12 protein-coding genes and 6 tRNA genes are annotated in these 15319 nt (G+C 40.6%); 6 read left to right on the top strand and 12 right to left on the bottom strand.

All coding sequences use genetic code 11. The features are described 5' to 3' along the window. Nucleotides 1–57: 57 nt before the first annotated feature. Nucleotides 58–133, bottom strand: a tRNA-Asn gene (locus AB4298_RS19720). A gap of 1017 nt (nt 134–1150) precedes the next feature. Between AB4298_RS19720 and uvrB the strand changes: the two genes are divergently transcribed. Then, the gene (uvrB, locus tag AB4298_RS19715) at nt 1151–3157 is read left to right on the top strand and encodes an excinuclease ABC subunit UvrB (protein ID WP_371988067.1); all 2007 of its coding nucleotides are present in this window, start codon (nt 1151–1153) and stop codon (nt 3155–3157) included. A 248-nt stretch (nt 3158–3405) separates the two neighbouring features. Here the strand turns inward: uvrB and rrtA are convergent, their stop codons facing one another. After that, complete coding sequence (rrtA, locus tag AB4298_RS19710) at nt 3406–4053, bottom strand: rhombosortase (RefSeq protein WP_371988066.1); 648 nt, start codon at nt 4051–4053, stop codon at nt 3406–3408. Nucleotides 4054–4060: 7 nt separating this feature from the next. Beyond that, nucleotides 4061–4747 (bottom strand): 7-cyano-7-deazaguanine synthase QueC, encoded by a 687-nt coding sequence (gene queC / locus AB4298_RS19705; protein ID WP_248997297.1) that lies wholly within the window; start codon nt 4745–4747, stop codon nt 4061–4063. Between the two features lie 126 nt (nt 4748–4873). Between queC and queE the strand changes: the two genes are divergently transcribed. Further along, a complete protein-coding gene (queE, locus tag AB4298_RS19700; RefSeq protein ID WP_248997296.1) occupies nt 4874–5542 on the top strand; it encodes a 7-carboxy-7-deazaguanine synthase QueE in 669 nt (222 codons plus the stop codon). 116 nt (nt 5543–5658) lie between these two features. On the opposite strand, the gene AB4298_RS19695 is transcribed toward queE, so the two are convergent. The 6 genes from AB4298_RS19695 to AB4298_RS19670 form a co-directional block, all read right to left on the bottom strand. Continuing rightward, nucleotides 5659–6747, bottom strand: coding sequence for a PLP-dependent cysteine synthase family protein (locus tag AB4298_RS19695; RefSeq protein ID WP_371988064.1), 1089 nt, complete (start codon nt 6745–6747; stop codon nt 5659–5661). Between the two features lie 197 nt (nt 6748–6944). Next, a tRNA-Tyr gene (locus tag AB4298_RS19690) sits at nt 6945–7029 on the bottom strand. Between the two features lie 77 nt (nt 7030–7106). After that, nucleotides 7107–7191 (bottom strand) — tRNA-Tyr (locus AB4298_RS19685). 78 nt (nt 7192–7269) lie between these two features. Then, nucleotides 7270–7354, bottom strand: a tRNA-Tyr gene (locus tag AB4298_RS19680). Nucleotides 7355–7429: 75 nt separating this feature from the next. Further along, nucleotides 7430–7514: transfer RNA gene (locus AB4298_RS19675), tRNA-Tyr, on the bottom strand. Between the two features lie 29 nt (nt 7515–7543). Continuing rightward, a tRNA-Tyr gene (locus AB4298_RS19670) sits at nt 7544–7628 on the bottom strand. Nucleotides 7629–7954: 326 nt separating this feature from the next. Here AB4298_RS19670 and AB4298_RS19665 point away from each other — a divergent pair. The 3 genes from AB4298_RS19665 (at nt 7955) to AB4298_RS19655 (ending at nt 11123) form a co-directional block, all read left to right on the top strand. Further along, complete coding sequence (locus tag AB4298_RS19665) at nt 7955–8446, top strand: VC2046/SO_2500 family protein (protein ID WP_371988063.1); 492 nt, start codon at nt 7955–7957, stop codon at nt 8444–8446. A gap of 74 nt (nt 8447–8520) precedes the next feature. After that, complete coding sequence (locus tag AB4298_RS19660) at nt 8521–8808, top strand: DUF406 family protein (protein ID WP_248997293.1); 288 nt, start codon at nt 8521–8523, stop codon at nt 8806–8808. A 128-nt stretch (nt 8809–8936) separates the two neighbouring features. After that, nucleotides 8937–11123 (top strand): bifunctional diguanylate cyclase/phosphodiesterase, encoded by a 2187-nt coding sequence (locus AB4298_RS19655; RefSeq protein ID WP_371988061.1) that lies wholly within the window; start codon nt 8937–8939, stop codon nt 11121–11123. 413 nt (nt 11124–11536) lie between these two features. Here the strand turns inward: AB4298_RS19655 and AB4298_RS19650 are convergent, their stop codons facing one another. Beyond that, entirely contained in the window at nt 11537–12016 is a 480-nt protein-coding gene (locus AB4298_RS19650; protein ID WP_371988060.1) for a YchJ family protein, read from the bottom strand. Then, nucleotides 12003–12587: a YybH family protein gene (locus AB4298_RS19645; RefSeq protein ID WP_248997290.1), complete on the bottom strand. Its 585-nt coding sequence runs from the start codon at nt 12585–12587 to the stop codon at nt 12003–12005. Before AB4298_RS19645 ends, AB4298_RS19650 begins: the two co-directional genes overlap by 14 nt. Nucleotides 12588–12749: 162 nt before the next feature. On the opposite strand from AB4298_RS19645, the gene smrA reads away from it, so the two are divergent. Continuing rightward, nucleotides 12750–13340, top strand: a complete 591-nt coding sequence (smrA, locus tag AB4298_RS19640; protein WP_371988058.1) for a DNA endonuclease SmrA — start codon at nt 12750–12752, stop codon at nt 13338–13340. 135 nt (nt 13341–13475) lie between these two features. Here smrA and AB4298_RS19635 read toward each other — a convergent pair whose 3' ends face one another. Next, on the bottom strand, nt 13476–15314 hold the full coding sequence (locus AB4298_RS19635; RefSeq protein ID WP_371988057.1) for a M2 family metallopeptidase: 1839 nt from the start codon (nt 15312–15314) through the stop codon (nt 13476–13478). Nucleotides 15315–15319: the final 5 nt, after the last annotated feature.

Here is a 15319-nt window from a genome sequence, read left to right as displayed (position 1 = left end):
TGAACTACAGGGGAATTGCTTTTACATTATTAGATAATTATCTAATCTAACTCAACTTGGCTCCCCAGACTGGACTCGAACCAGTGACATACGGATTAACAGTCCGCCGTTCTACCAACTGAACTACAGGGGAAGCGTTTAAGTTACGTCTCGTTGAAGACGGAGCGCATATTAAATCGCTCTTACAATTGAGTCAACTCAACAAGGGGAAAAAAATGAAATAATACGCTTAAGTGGTCACCTAACGCGCATAATGATGGCGAATGCAGCATTTTTGTTAATATATGAGCAGTTGCAATATAAGCCTATGAGATATTCATAGTTTTCGATTGTACAATTTTTAATAACTCGCTCAAAAATTCGCTCTACCGAGCCAGATTAATTACAAAAGTAGTAAAATTACAGAAAATAGCTTTGGCCTCGTTTTATGGGGATTGCCGCTTAAATGCCCATAGCCACAAGCTTTGCAAGAGTTATCCACTAAATCTGTGGATAAGCCTGTGGGTTAATCGAAAAAATCAACGGCAACCGCCGATGGATAGCGGCTTGAGGTTAAATTGAGCGAAATTCTTTGCAGATTTTTTTAACGATTAAAAACAATGCGATGGAAAAAGCAACAGTTAATTAGGATGATTTGATTAGTTGTAAGAATCTTGTAACAAACTTGTCGGTATCTATTGTGAATTAATCTAGCGTTATTACTGGCGTTGACGCGGAGGTCAGCCGGCCAAGTGAGCTTTAAGGCGGCGTTATAAAGTTTCATCATAATATTCAACGGCACTAATTATATAGTGTATTGCTAATATTAGACTCGCAATTACAATAACAATTGCTAAAACGGCAAAAGGCAGTCGTTAATTAATGCTGCTTCAATAAAGCGTACTGGTCTAAAAATCGATAGCTAACGTATCTCAAAGGCTGTGTTATGCATCTAGGGTGGTAACTCCGAGGGCATTTGATTGCTATTTCGTTATTCTGTATTAGACATTACGGGAGTTTTGCCTCGCAGGTGAGTGCGCTGCTTCTGTATCTTGGCGTAGTGATGTAGATACTTTGCAATGAATGCCCTCATGCCTAAATTGACAATATCGCGCCATTAGTAAACAAATTAGGGTAAAATAACTGCTTATCTTTTGAAGGAAGTATCTGAGTGTCTGAATCTGTATTTCAATTAGAATCCATGTATAAACCTGCTGGTGACCAACCAACGGCTATTAATAAATTAGTTGATGGTCTTGAATCGGGCGTTGCTTGCCAGACATTACTGGGAGTTACCGGCTCAGGTAAGACATTTACCATTGCTAATGTTATTGAAAAGATGTCGCGCCCAACCATTATCATGGCACCTAATAAAACATTGGCCGCACAGCTCTATGGTGAGATGAAGGAGTTCTTTCCGCATAATGCGGTTGAATACTTTGTTTCTTACTATGACTATTACCAACCTGAAGCCTATGTCCCGTCGACCGGAACCTTTATTGAAAAAGATGCGTCGGTTAACGCCCACATTGAACAAATGCGGTTGTCAGCGACTAAAGCACTTTTAGAGCGGAAAGACGTGGTGCTTATTGCTTCTGTATCGGCTATTTATGGTCTAGGTGATCCTAAGTCTTATATGAAGATGCTGCTCCACCTTCGAGAAGGTGGAATTATACAACAGCGCGAGATCTTAAAAAGATTAAGTGAACTGCAATATACCCGCAACGATATTGATCTTCAGCGTGGTACTTATCGGGTTAGAGGTGAGGTGATTGATATTTTCCCTGCTGACTCTGATAAGCATGCTATTCGCATCGAACTGTTTGATGACGAAATTGAGCGTTTGAGTTTGTTTGATCCTTTGACCGGTCACATTGTTAAACGCATCGCTCGAATTACCGTTTATCCAAAAAGTCACTACGTTACCCCACGTGAATCAATTCTAGCGGCAACCGAAGAGATCAAAGAAGAGCTACGCGATCGTAAGAAGCAGTTACTTGATCTTAATAAGTTGATTGAAGAGCAGCGGATCACCGAACGCGTGCAATACGATGTAGAGATGATGACCGAGCTTGGTTATTGCTCGGGTATTGAAAACTATTCACGTTATCTGTCTGGACGCGCTCCAGGTGATGGGCCGCCTACTTTACTAGATTATTTACCTGAAGACGGTTTATTGATAATTGACGAATCACACGTCACTGTGCCACAAATTGGCGCTATGTATAAGGGTGATCGCTCGAGAAAAATGAATCTTGTAGAATATGGTTTCCGCTTACCTTCAGCGCTCGATAACCGTCCATTGAAGTTTGAAGAGTTCGAAGCATTAATGCCCCAAAGTATTTTTGTGTCTGCTACGCCAAGTGATTATGAAATTGATAAGTCAGACGGTGAGATAGCTGAGCAAGTAGTAAGACCTACAGGTCTTCTCGATCCGGAGATTGAAGTAAGACCAGTTGGTATTCAAGTTGATGACTTGCTATCAGAAATTGGAAAGCGCGTGGCTGTTAATGAGCGAGTTTTGGTGACAACTTTAACCAAAAGAATGTCTGAGGATTTAACTGAATACTTAGATGAGCACGGAGTTAAAGTAAGGTACTTGCATTCTGACATTGATACTGTTGAGCGAGTAGAGATTATTCGTGACTTACGACTTGGTGTATTTGATGTGCTCATCGGCATTAACTTACTTCGAGAAGGGTTAGATATGCCAGAGGTATCTTTGGTGTGTATTCTAGATGCTGACAAAGAAGGATTCTTGCGTTCAGAGCGTTCACTTATTCAGACCATCGGTCGTGCTGCGCGTAACGTGAATGGTAAAGTGATTTTATATGGCGATAGGATCACTAAATCGATGGATAAAGCGATTACTGAAACCAATCGTCGTCGTGAAAAACAGCATCAATATAACCTGGATAATGGCATAACGCCAAAAGGCGTTATTAAAAAAATTACTGATGTAATGGATGTTGGTGATACGAGCGATATATCCAATGATGAGCGCAAGCGTGTAGCCGAGCGAGATGCGAATTATCACGTCAAACCTGCTGATATCAGCCATGAAATTGATAGACTTGAAAAACAGATGCACGAGCATGCTAAAAATCTTGAGTTTGAAGAGGCCGCAGCTATTCGAGATAAAGTGGGCCGATTACGAGAGCAGTTTATTAAAGCGTAAATGACTTGGGCGTGTGCCCAGGTATTTAACTGCTGTGTTCTAGGAGATTAGAACTGTTGTCATGGCGATGTTACTAATTGGAACTCTTATTCAAAATTAAGCTGGTTTATTAACGTAATAACCGTCATAAAGGCAGCCTAGGAAACTAAGCTGCCTTTTTTGATGCAATAAATAAAAGGTTGAGAACCTAAAATCAGTGTCGTTGAACGGCTAAAGCTGAGTGTTAGATTAACGCTAGAGCTTAGTATTTAAACTTTAGATACTCGTTTATTGCATTTAGCTTGATACCGTTTTAAGGAGAGCTGACCTAGCCAAATGATCAGCGCACAGATAATCCCACTTATTAAGCCGACTAAGTGTGCTTCAGTTGCCACCCTAGCATTAATTAATGCAGTCATTTCTTCGCTAGCACCAAAAGACTGCTCATAAGCGACTTTAATGATTACGCCAAGTAATAACAGATAGCCAGACTTAAAACCTTGTCGAATATCATACACAGCACCATAAGCAAAAAGTCCATGTAGCATGCCACTTAAACCTACGTAACCGATAAGTGCTGGGTAAAAGGCGAGTAAGCCGATCCCTTGCAGTAGGCACAGAATAATAAACAGAAGGCTAAGGCCAGCAGCTTTGTAATGTTGCTCATGTAACGCAATAATGACCCATAAACCGGCTAGGTTCATGACTAAATGCCATGCATTCGTGTGCAGTAAATTACCACTAATTAAACGCCACCATTGACCATCTAAAATTAAGCTTCTTTGATACGCAAGCTCGCTATCTAGTCCAAGATAAAACAAACAGATACAGACAATGCTACAAACTAATGCCACTAAATATGGGCTTGTTAGCAAAGATCTGGCGTTATAACGCTTAATGGGCTTTAGTTGAGGCATCTTTGGTTTAATTGTTTTTAGCGATCAGTTGTGCCATAACAGACTCTTTATTGTTGAGGTAATCTTCTAAGCCGCGCTTTCTTAACAGACAAGCAGGACAAGTACCACAACCATCACCTTTAATGCCGTTATAACAAGTTAGCGTTTCATGGCGAATTAAATCTAAACTCTGTAGCTTGTCGGCTAACGCCCATGTTTCAGCTTTATCAAGCCACATCAGGGGAGTCGAAATAGTCAGCTTTTTGTCCATTCCTTGTTCTAATGCAGCTTGCATGGCTTTTACAAAATCATTGCGGCAATCTGGGTAACCAGAAAAATCAGTTTCACAGACTCCAGTAATGACGGTATCTGCACCTAACTGATAAGCATAAATGCCTGCTAATGTCAGAAATAAAATGTTTCTACCAGGAACAAACGTATTAGGTAAGCCGTTTTCCATGAGCTCATTAGAAACCGGAATAGAGTCACGAGTTAGAGCTGAAATTGCTAATTCATTTAATAGCGTAACATCCATAATTTTATGACTGGCAAGCTTTAGTTTGAGCCCAAGATCTTGGGCTATTTCAATTTCTTCTCTATGTCGTTGTCCATAATCGAAGGTAATGCCGTGCACCTCATCAAATTGTTGAAGGGCTTGGATGAGGCAGGTTGTCGAATCTTGACCACCACTAAAAACTACAACGGCTTTTGACATAATAAAATATAATCTTGTAATAAATAAGATTGCATAGTTTAACGCAGCAACGAATGCTTTTAAACTACTTGCGACTCGGGTCGAAATCCTCTATAACTGCGCCCCGGTTAACCAAGAGGCAAGATCATGAAATATCCAGTGAATGAAGTGTTTGAAACAATACAAGGCGAGGGGACTTACACCGGAGTACCAGCTATTTTTGTAAGACTTCAGGGGTGTCCGGTGGGTTGTTCTTGGTGCGATACTAAGCAAACATGGGAACTACTTGAACAAAATCGCGTGGCGTCAGAACTTGTGATTCAAGTCGATGGCACGATAGGCCGCTGGGCAGAGCTAACAGCAGAAGAGTTAGTTAACGCATTTGTAGCTAAGGGCTTTAATGCTAAACATGTGGTTATCACCGGCGGCGAGCCGTGTTTATATGATTTGCGTGAATTAACAAGCCAGCTTCACAGCCAGGGTTATCAAACTCAAATAGAAACCAGTGGTACATTTGAGGTTATTTGTGACAACAAAACTTGGGTAACTGTATCGCCAAAAGTGAATATGAAAGGTGGTTACGTGGTGTTAGCTCAAGCGTTAAATCGTGCTGATGAAATTAAGCATCCTGTAGCCACACAAAAGCATATTGATGAACTAGATAACTTATTAGCTGATATCGATTTAACAGGTAAAACAGTTTGCTTACAACCAATTAGTCAAAAACCACGAGCAACCGAATTAGCCATGGCAACGTGTATTGCACGCAACTGGCGTTTATCAATTCAAACTCATAAGTATTTAGACATCGATTAGGTTTAAGATGTTGAATTAAGTCTTTTTGAATTAATTCCCTGAGAATGCAAAAAAGCCCCTACATTACGTCATGTAAGGGCTTTTTTGTAAGCTTGTAATTTACTCTGTTGATTCGGCTATAAAGCCAATTTAGTTATTGCCGGGCAGGCCAAACCACCCGTTTCACTAAATTTTTTTAGCGCCGCATTATAAGGGCTTAAATCACCAATATTTTCAGCGATCCAGTCTGCATCGTAATAGGTGTCTAAATAACGTTCGCCTGAGTCACAGATCAGGGTCACTATCGAGCCAGTTTCCCCTCTGGCCGCCATTTCTGTGGCAATTTGTAAAACCCCGTAAAGGTTTGTTCCTGTGGATGCACCGGTTTTACGGCCTATGATATTTTCTAACCAATTAATAGTCGCAACAGAGGCTGGGTCTGGGATCTTGCGCATTTCGTCAACAACCCCTGGAATGAATAAGGGTTCGGCACGTGGTCGCCCAATGCCTTCAATTTTACTGCCGTTGCTACAGCTCACAGTTTTATCGCCAGTAGTGAAGTAATCGAAAAAAACAGAGTTTTCTGGGTCGACTACGCAAAGTTTAGTGTCTAAACGTTGATAACGGATATATCGACCTATCGTGGCTGATGTCCCGCCAGTACCGGGGGTCATTACTATCCATGATGGAATAGCGTGTTGCTCTTTTTCCATCTGATTGAAAATAGAATTAGCAATATTGTTATTACCGCGCCAATCGGTAGCGCGCTCTGCGTAAGTAAATTGATCCATATAATGGCCGTCCAACTCAGCAGCTAATCGCTCCGATTCGGCATAGATTTTACTTGAGTGATCAACAAAATGGCATTGACCGCCGTAAAATTCAATTTGTTGAATTTTTCTTTTTGCTGTGGTGCTTGGCATAACTGCGATAAAGGGTAAGCCCAGTAATCTGGCAAAATAGGCTTCTGAGACTGCAGTGCTGCCTGAAGATGATTCAATTACAGGCGTGCCTTCTTTTATCCAACCGTTACACAAGGCATACAGAAACAAAGAGCGAGTGAGGCGATGCTTAAGGCTACCCGTAGGGTGAGTACTTTCATCTTTTAGGTAAATATCAATACCGTTTAAGTGTGGGGTGTCGAGTTTTATTAAGTGAGTGTCGGCACTACGTTGAAAGTCAGCTTCGATTTTTTCTATTGCTTGATTTACCCAAGAATTAGTCACTATGTAGCCTCTGAATAATACATTTAGCTTAAATCATAGTGAAAAGGTACTGAGATTGGTAGCAGAAAAACTCTAAGACTTTGTTTGTTGATATTGTGTAAATATTTGATTGAATGTGTTTTTACTGTGAGAGAGTTTGAACAATGGAGGACTTACAAGAGTTTAAACTAAATAAGTAACTATAGGTGTTTAAGAAGTGGTGGAGGGAGAAGGATTCGAACCTTCGAAGGCTGAGCCGTCAGATTTACAGTCTGATCCCTTTGGCCACTCGGGAACCCCTCCACATTATCTTACTTTGGTCTTACGCATTACATTGACCTGTAATGTTTGTAGCAATTACTTCTAATTGAATTAAGAAGTGGTGGAGGGAGAAGGATTCGAACCTTCGAAGGCTGAGCCGTCAGATTTACAGTCTGATCCCTTTGGCCACTCGGGAACCCCTCCACATTATCTTACTTCGGTCTTGCACATTGCATTGGCCTGCAATGTTTACAACTTTTACTTCATATTGAAATTAAGAAGTGGTGGAGGGAGAAGGATTCGAACCTTCGAAGGCTGAGCCGTCAGATTTACAGTCTGATCCCTTTGGCCACTCGGGAACCCCTCCACATTTTCTTAACTTCTTTTCTTGCACACAATATTGGCCTATTGTGCTTTTTACTTTCACTCTTTGCGGTAGAAATGGTGGAGGGAGAAGGATTCGAACCTTCGAAGGCTGAGCCGTCAGATTTACAGTCTGATCCCTTTGGCCACTCGGGAACCCCTCCAGAGTATTTCTCTACAAATTGTGCGCAAATGGTGGAGGGAGAAGGATTCGAACCTTCGAAGGCTGAGCCGTCAGATTTACAGTCTGATCCCTTTGGCCACTCGGGAACCCCTCCTCAATTGCGGCGGCAATAGTAGTCAGAAAAAATTCTGCTGTAAAGCTTAAATATGAAATAAACGGTAAAGTTTCGACTGTTTGGTCAATTAACTTACAACAAGTTGTTTTGTGGATGTATTCTTGTTCAATATGGTTAGTAATTGGCTTATTGGTAAAAGAATCTCTATCATGTTAGGGGGTTATTGCTAAAAGAAAGCACTCGCTTCGTACTTGTCAATAAATCGCTGTATTCATTTATTCGAATTTGAAATTAAACCTAAAGCTATGACTTCTTTGGTCGATAAAGTTTCAACGGTTTGTTTTATAGGTTTATTTTTGTTCTAAATGAATGCAATTCAAGCAAGTAGTACATTAGTTAATGAATCCCAGCTAGGTTCGAGACTCAATCATGCGATTGGTTCTAACCGACGGGGTGAGTTTGGCTTATTACTTTCACTACTTTCTGCCGATGCTCGTGATATGGCGCAGTTTCAAACTGCCACGCACCGGTCAAATGACTTAAGAACTAAATTTGAATTGCCAGTGGCGCAAGTACTATTAAACCAAACTGATATCGATGATGTTGTTATTGATAATAGTTATGTCCATCAGCGCGATGGAGCGGCTGCATTTCGTTTAGCCAATGTATTACACCAAGAAGCTTTGGTTATTCGTAAAAATGAATCATTAGAAATGGCAGACGTTTTAGCCAACTGTGAGCTCAACACCCGTAACCGCTATCAACTGCAGCATACAGCACCATCAATTCAGTTAACTCACTTTGTTGAACAGTTACAAATGCAGCGTCAAATGAGCGAATTAATTGCGCAAGCATGATGGTGATCCTGCTTTATTTTGAATTGCTGATATATAATTGGCTTTTCATTATCTTAAAGTAGAGACATATTAATATGAAAAATATTCAACAAGCGCAGTCAAATTTGGTCAACGACACTTGTACTGATTGTGGTAGCTTTGTGGATGTTGGTGCTGTAATCGATGAGCACGATACGGTTTTAGAATTAGAATTAAATGGCGAAAATTGCCAGCAATTAGCAAATGATATAATCGCTAAGGCACAACAACGTTTTGACGACGTAACAGCAGACAGCCAGGTTGAAGACCAAAGTGTAAAAATTAGTCTAACCTTTGCATTTACTGCTGAAAAAATGATATTTCAACTTGAAAATGGTCTGTAAATTAGACTGGTAGAACTTGCTGAAATTACGTTAATTCGTGTAGTCTTGTACCCTATAAAAAATATAATTTAACTTTAAGTATTAAAGCGATTGGTGAACAAGTTGTTTGCCTTATTTTAGGATGACGTGTGAAGAAGCAAAAATCTCAACAATTGTTGGAATACATTGTTAATTCAGAAGCAAAGCAGCTCGGTGATTTTAAGGCCACTGCACAAATTGCCGCTGAATTACTTTCACAGCAGCTTAATGTATCAAGTGTTGTCGTTTCTGCGATTTGTAGTGAAAACGACACGCTCGAACAAATCACACGCTTAACAATAGCTTCTTTACCTCCTAAAACTCTATCCCAAGTTCAATCTTACCGACCAAAACCTTCTTTGTGTGACGACTTCATTAGCCAGTTGAAAGTAGAGCGTCACATAACTTCTGAATATTGTGTTGACGACCCTCGGTTAGTGGAGTTGCAAGCTTACTATCAAGGGCATGGCATACGCGCTGTGCTAGAAGTCGCTATTCGAATTAACGGCCATTTAGAGGGTATGTTAAGTTTGGAACGTACCGAGAGCTCTGAACCTTGGCATGAAAGCGAAGTGCAGCTCTGTTCTCAAGTAGCGGACCAATTAGCACTGACTCTAGCGACTAAGTATGGATATGATAAAGACGAGCGTTTAACATTACTGCTATCAGCAGCCGAGCAATCAGACCAAATCATGATGGTCGTTAACTTAGCTACTGATTGTATCGAGTATGTGAATAATGCCCATTTTGAATTGACAAAAGTCCCTAAAGAGCGAATTTTAGGTCGCAAAATTCAAGTCTTAGATTTTTTCAAACAGTATCCCAATTTATCTGAGTCCGTCCTTAATAAAGCCCGTAATGGCGAGCCTTGCGAAGAAGAGATAAATCTCATTCGGCATGATGGCAGCGCTTATTGGATGCGCTTATCTGTAAAACGTTTTATCTCTGAAAGGGGTAATCACTTTGCACTGGTGAATGCAGAAAACTGCACTGAGCAACATCATCATCAAAGTGAGTTATTGCGCTTAGCTTGGCGGTGTGGATTAACAGGCCTTTATAATCGTACCCATTTTAGTCGAGTACTTAAAAAGCTTAAATCAGGCCACATGGTGCTGATCGATTTACGTGGCTTTAAACGGTTTAATGATACTTATGGGCATGCAAATGGCGATGTGATGTTGATTGAAATTGCCCGGCGTATCCGCCATTTTGCCGAGGTACATCAACTATCAGAAATCGCGCGCATTGGTAGTGATGAGTTCGGTATTTTATTTGAAAATAACGAAGATGAGTTCAGTATTCAACAAGCGACAGAACGCTTATATCGTCAGCTTGAAGCCCCAATCACCATAGGTATTGAGCAGATAGAGCCTAAACCGGCATTAGCACGAGTGGATATAGCATCTATTGAAGAGCAGTTTTCTTCGTTAACCTGTGCTGATATTGCGCTGCAATATGCTAAAAATAAACAAGGTAACGCGATTCAAGTATTTAATTCAGCGTTACTGAATGCCTTTAAAGAAGATGCACAGATTGAGCGTGATTTGGTAGCTGCAATTAAAGGTCGTCAGTTTGAGCTTTATTATCAACCGCTAAAAGACTTAAAAAAGCAGGCTTATATTGGCGCAGAAGCGCTTATTCGCTGGCATCACCCTAAAAAAGGCGTGTTATATCCTGGAGCTTTTATTGATATTGCTGAGCAATCAGGGTTAATTAATGATATTGGCTCTTGGGTACTAGAGGCTGCATGCAAACAGTTAAATTTGTGGCAGCGTCACCAAATTGATATCTCAATGCATGTAAACGTGTCAGCGAGACAGTTTTTTAGCGGTACCTTGTTTGAACAAGTTTGGTCGTTGGTTACTCGTTATCGCTTAAAGCCTCATAGCTTAATTCTGGAGATCACTGAAACAGAGCTGATGGAAGATATACGTTCTGCGACAAATCTCTGCAATGAATTAGCTGATTTAGGTGTTGGCTTAGCCATTGATGACTTTGGTACAGGTTATAGCTCAATGAGATACCTTAAGCAGTTCCCGATCAGTAAATTGAAGATTGATCGCTCCTTTATCTCTGATCTCAGCGTTAGCCATGAAAGTCGAGAAATTGTTAGTGCTATTATTGCCATGGCATCGGCGTTGAATATTTCATTAACAGCCGAGGGGGTTGAAACCAAAGAACAAGAGTCATTTTTGGCTGAACATTTATGCCATCAAGCTCAAGGGTTTTTATACAGTCCAGCATTAAGAGAGTCAGAGTTTAGCCAGTTTTTAGCGAAATCCCCTTCAATTCATTAGAGCTGTAGGCCTTTGTAATACTTAGTAACACATAGTCCAATCTCTATTAAAAGCAATAAGCTATAGGGTATTTAGTGGCTTCTTACTGTTCGTCAGTTTTATGCCAGCATGTTGCAGTTACCTCTCTTTATTCATAAGCCCCAATATTTGCAGTTTTTAAGCGCTAACCTTGAGTCTGAATTTTAGAATCGAGTTGTTGAGTTTTGCTCGGTAGGGGTTAAGAGTTTGAAGAGGTGTAACCTGTACAACATACAGCTAAAGAGCTTTGTAGCCTCATCTTGACCGGTTAGGCTGTCATAATTGAATATTATCAATTATGACTAAAGGCTGATTTGTAAATGAAACAATAGGGGAGTCATTACTAAGTTAAAACAGATTTTCGATTAATCACTTTGCAGTAATGTTTCTGATCGTTACCCACCACAACATTGTTTGAACTTCTTACCACTATAGCAAACGCACTTGTCGTTACGCTTAGGCATCACTGGATTCATTTGCTTGCCCTCGGTATACAGCCATTGGCCATCACATTTTAGAAAATCTGAGCATTCATGGATAGCATCAATCTCATCATCGAATTTATACCAAGCTTGAAATGTAACTTGTCCTTTATCATTTGTATGCGAACTGCGGATCACATCCAGACTTAACCATTGCGGTAAAGGCTCTTGTGCGAGCGTCTCCTTATCGAGGCCGTTAAGGTATTGGCTATGGTGAGTCGCAATTAAGTAGTCATAATCTTTTAAATAGAAAGCACAAAAACGTGAGCGCATTAATTGCTCTGGTGTCTTTGCGGATTGCTTTTTAAGATGAAATGGTTGGCAACATTGCTGGTAAGTTTGCTTTGAGCAACAAGGGCAAAGAGATTGTGGATCAATATTAATGTTGGTCATGGTTACTTGGTACTGATTGTTGGCTTAACGCTGGAAATTGGCGACCATAATAAAGGTTTGGACTAGGTTTAGCATTATAATAAAATGACGCTTCAGCTCGATTGTTAGTATCAACAGTGAGGTACCATTTACCGTCATTTTTCTTTTTCGATACACCAACAAATTTCCCCGCAAATTCACTGCTTGGCTCGCCATTATCAATTGGTGGATGGAATCTAATGAGGTAATAACCGATATCCGTTGCACTGGAGCCTTCAATATTGCGTTCTATTACACGGAAGTCGACTTCAATTTTTGCATTTTTGTGTTTAATTTTACCGAAAAAAGTATCGTATAAAGCGACGATTTTATCACGACCCATAGTGATCCCTTCACCTTGGCTTTCTGGAATATAACAAGCATCTTCAGAATAAATGGATTTCATTCTGCTAGCATCAAGCTCGTTAAAAGCATCACTAAATTGGTTATAGACAGCATTTAGTGCTTCATTATCATCCGCAAGTGCGACTTGAAGTAGGCTAAAGTAAATTAAATTAATGAGTGTAAACGCTGTTGCAACTTTTTTAAGCATGTAATAGGGCAAACTAGGAATATAATAACTAACACTATAATAGATGGTTAAGGTGAACTAAAGTACTAGATCATTACAAGATGTGTTGCAGTGTTTAGCTTTTACGCACATTGAACATTTTTCAGATAATGGTTTGGTGGTTCTAGGCTAATTGGGGGGATTATGGTTGAAGAAGAAATGAGTCTGTTTCTTTCTGAGATGGCAGGTGTTCAGCCACTTAAAAATAATACGACGACTACGATTAGCGAGCAGAAGGTATCAACTGAAGCGCAAAACCTGCGCAGAAAACAATTACAGGTGAGTGAGCAACTCGCCAAGTTGACGCTAGACCCTAATTTAATTACAGCTATTTTACCCGATGCAATCGTTGAGTTTAAACGTGATGGGGTTCAAGAAGCGGTTTTTCATCGCCTAAGCCTCGGGGGATATCCGATTAAATATGAAATTGATTTGCATATGCTTAAGGTTTCGCAGGCAAGAGAAGCTCTGTATCAGCAGATCCTAGCAAGCAGAGCCCGCGGGGAACGCAGTATACTAGTGATTCATGGTAAAGGAGCTAAGGCTAAACCTTTCCCGGGGTTAATGAAGTCTTTTGTTGCTTCATGGTTAGAGCAGATCGAAGAAGTCTTGGCTTTCCATAGCGCACAGCGCCATCACGGAGGTACCGGAGCTTTATATGTTATGTTGACTAAGTCTGAACAAAAGCGGATTGAAACCCGAGAAACTAACCATAAGGGCGTCAAGGTACGCTAGTATCAATTTTGAACAATATTCGAAAGGTGTCAGTGAAAGCTTTTATTAAATTTGAGGTGATTGCGACAATGTCTAAAAAGGCCATTAACAACAATTAATGGCCTTTTTGCTATAAACTATACATGGTGTAAAAATTTACCAGCCACACTGTCGGTTCGCTGAATTGTTTTGCTCATCTAACCATGCTTGTAAAGGCGCAAAGTAATCAAGTACAGCTTTTGCATCCATCTCCTTCGTGCCTGTAACGGCCGCTAAAGCTTCTGGCCATGGTTTACTTTGTCCCATTTCTAACATGGTGTTAAGTTTAGCACCGGCTTCTTTATTGCCATATATACTACAGCGATGCACCGGACCGTTATCACCAGCAATTTCACACAATGATTTGTGGAATTGGAATTGCAAAATGTGCGCTAAAAAGTAACGTGTATATGGCACATTTCCTGGCACATGGTATTTAGCGCCTGGGTCAAAGTCTGCTTCAGTACGTGCCATTGGTGCTTTAACACCTTGGTATTTTTCACGTAGTTCCCACCAAGCTTGATTGTATTGCTCTGGTGTAATTTCACCGCTAAATACTTTCCAGCGCCATTGGTCGATCATCAAGCCGAAAGGTAAGAAGGCAACTTTATCTAATGCTTGTTTAAGCAATAGGCCAATATCTTTAGAAGCATCTGGCACTTCATCTAATAGCCCTATTTGCTTTAGATAATTTGGCGTAATAGAAAGCGCAACGGTATCGCCAATAGCTTCATGGAAGCCGTCGTTAGCGCTGTTTTTAAAGATAAAAGGTTGATTTTTATAAGCGCGTTGGTAGAAGTTATGACCTAATTCATGATGAATAACGGTAAAGTCTTCAGCCGTTTTTTGAATGCACATCTTAATGCGAATATCGTCTAAGTTGTCGAGATCCCACGCTGACGCATGGCACACAACATCTCGATCTTCTGGCTGTACAAACAAAGATCGTTTCCAGAACGTGTCTGGTAATGGCTCAAAGCCTAGTGAAGTAAAGAAGCTCTCTGCTTGCTCGACCATTTTTACTTCATCATAGTTATGCTGAGCAAGTAGCTCTGTTACGTTGTAACCCGGATCAGCATCTTGAGGAGCAACTTGTTCATAGATATTGCCCCAACTTTGTGCCCACATGTTACCGAGTAAATGCGCTGGTATTGGCCCCGATGCAGGAGCAATGTCTTCTCCATATTGTTCATTTAGTTCACCACGCACATAACAATGCAGTGAATCATACAGCGGCTTAACTTGGCCCCATAAACGATCTAGCTCAGTAGAAAACTCATCAGGTTTCATATCGTAGTTACTGCGCCAAAGCTCTGAAAGATCAGCATAGCCAAGGTCTATTGCACCTTCATTGGCAAGTTCAACTTCACGTTCAAATAGAGGGCGCATAGGCTTAGCAATTTTTCGCCAACCTTGCCAAACTTCTAATAGTTCATCTGGATCCTTTGAATCAGCCATAATCGCTGATAATTCCGGTTGACTTAGGCAGCGACCATCTTTAAAGCAATATTTCCCTTTGCCGTATAAGCCGTTTAATTCAGCACTAATGTTAGCAAGCTCTGCATTTTTTACTGGATCGAGAGGGGAGGGTAATACAATAGAGCTACGTAGAATATTGAGCTTTCTTTTTTCTTCATCGCTCAGCTCCAAACCTGCATATTGTGCTGCAAGAGTTGCAAGCTCCACTGATTTTGCAGTGTATTTTTCAGCTACACTAGCAGACAGAGCGGCAGTATCTTCCGTAATAAAGTTACTGTAAATCCATTCTGAGCGGTTAATTTCTAGTGAAAGGTCAGCCATTTGTGCTTCAGCATTAGTAATAAACTGCTTTGCCTCTGCTGTTTTATCTACTGTTGCAGGGCTAGAGTCGGTTTCTGATTGGCTACAAGCTGAAGCCCCCAATACTAGTGCAATAACAGCCGACAATTTAGATACCTTAATTAAGGTCGTGTTCATCGTTG

Source organism: Shewanella sp. 10N.261.52.F9, assembly GCF_041471165.1.
GTDB lineage: Bacteria > Pseudomonadota > Gammaproteobacteria > Enterobacterales > Shewanellaceae > Shewanella > Shewanella marinintestina.
The sequence above is the reverse complement of the archived record's forward strand: the minus strand, read 5'-3'. Positions and strand labels throughout refer to the sequence as shown.

Coding starts and splice junctions, on each gene's coding strand:
- AB4298_RS19660 (WP_248997293.1), top strand. CDS start 8,521: ATGAAAAATATTCAACAAGCGCAGTCAAATTTGGTCAACGACACTTGT.
- rrtA (WP_371988066.1), bottom strand. CDS start 4,053: ATGCCTCAACTAAAGCCCATTAAGCGTTATAACGCCAGATCTTTGCTA.
- queE (WP_248997296.1), top strand. CDS start 4,874: ATGAAATATCCAGTGAATGAAGTGTTTGAAACAATACAAGGCGAGGGG.
- queC (WP_248997297.1), bottom strand. CDS start 4,747: ATGTCAAAAGCCGTTGTAGTTTTTAGTGGTGGTCAAGATTCGACAACC.
- AB4298_RS19650 (WP_371988060.1), bottom strand. CDS start 12,016: ATGACCAACATTAATATTGATCCACAATCTCTTTGCCCTTGTTGCTCA.
- AB4298_RS19635 (WP_371988057.1), bottom strand. CDS start 15,314: ATGAACACGACCTTAATTAAGGTATCTAAATTGTCGGCTGTTATTGCA.
- AB4298_RS19665 (WP_371988063.1), top strand. CDS start 7,955: ATGAATGCAATTCAAGCAAGTAGTACATTAGTTAATGAATCCCAGCTA.
- smrA (WP_371988058.1), top strand. CDS start 12,750: ATGGTTGAAGAAGAAATGAGTCTGTTTCTTTCTGAGATGGCAGGTGTT.
- AB4298_RS19645 (WP_248997290.1), bottom strand. CDS start 12,587: ATGCTTAAAAAAGTTGCAACAGCGTTTACACTCATTAATTTAATTTAC.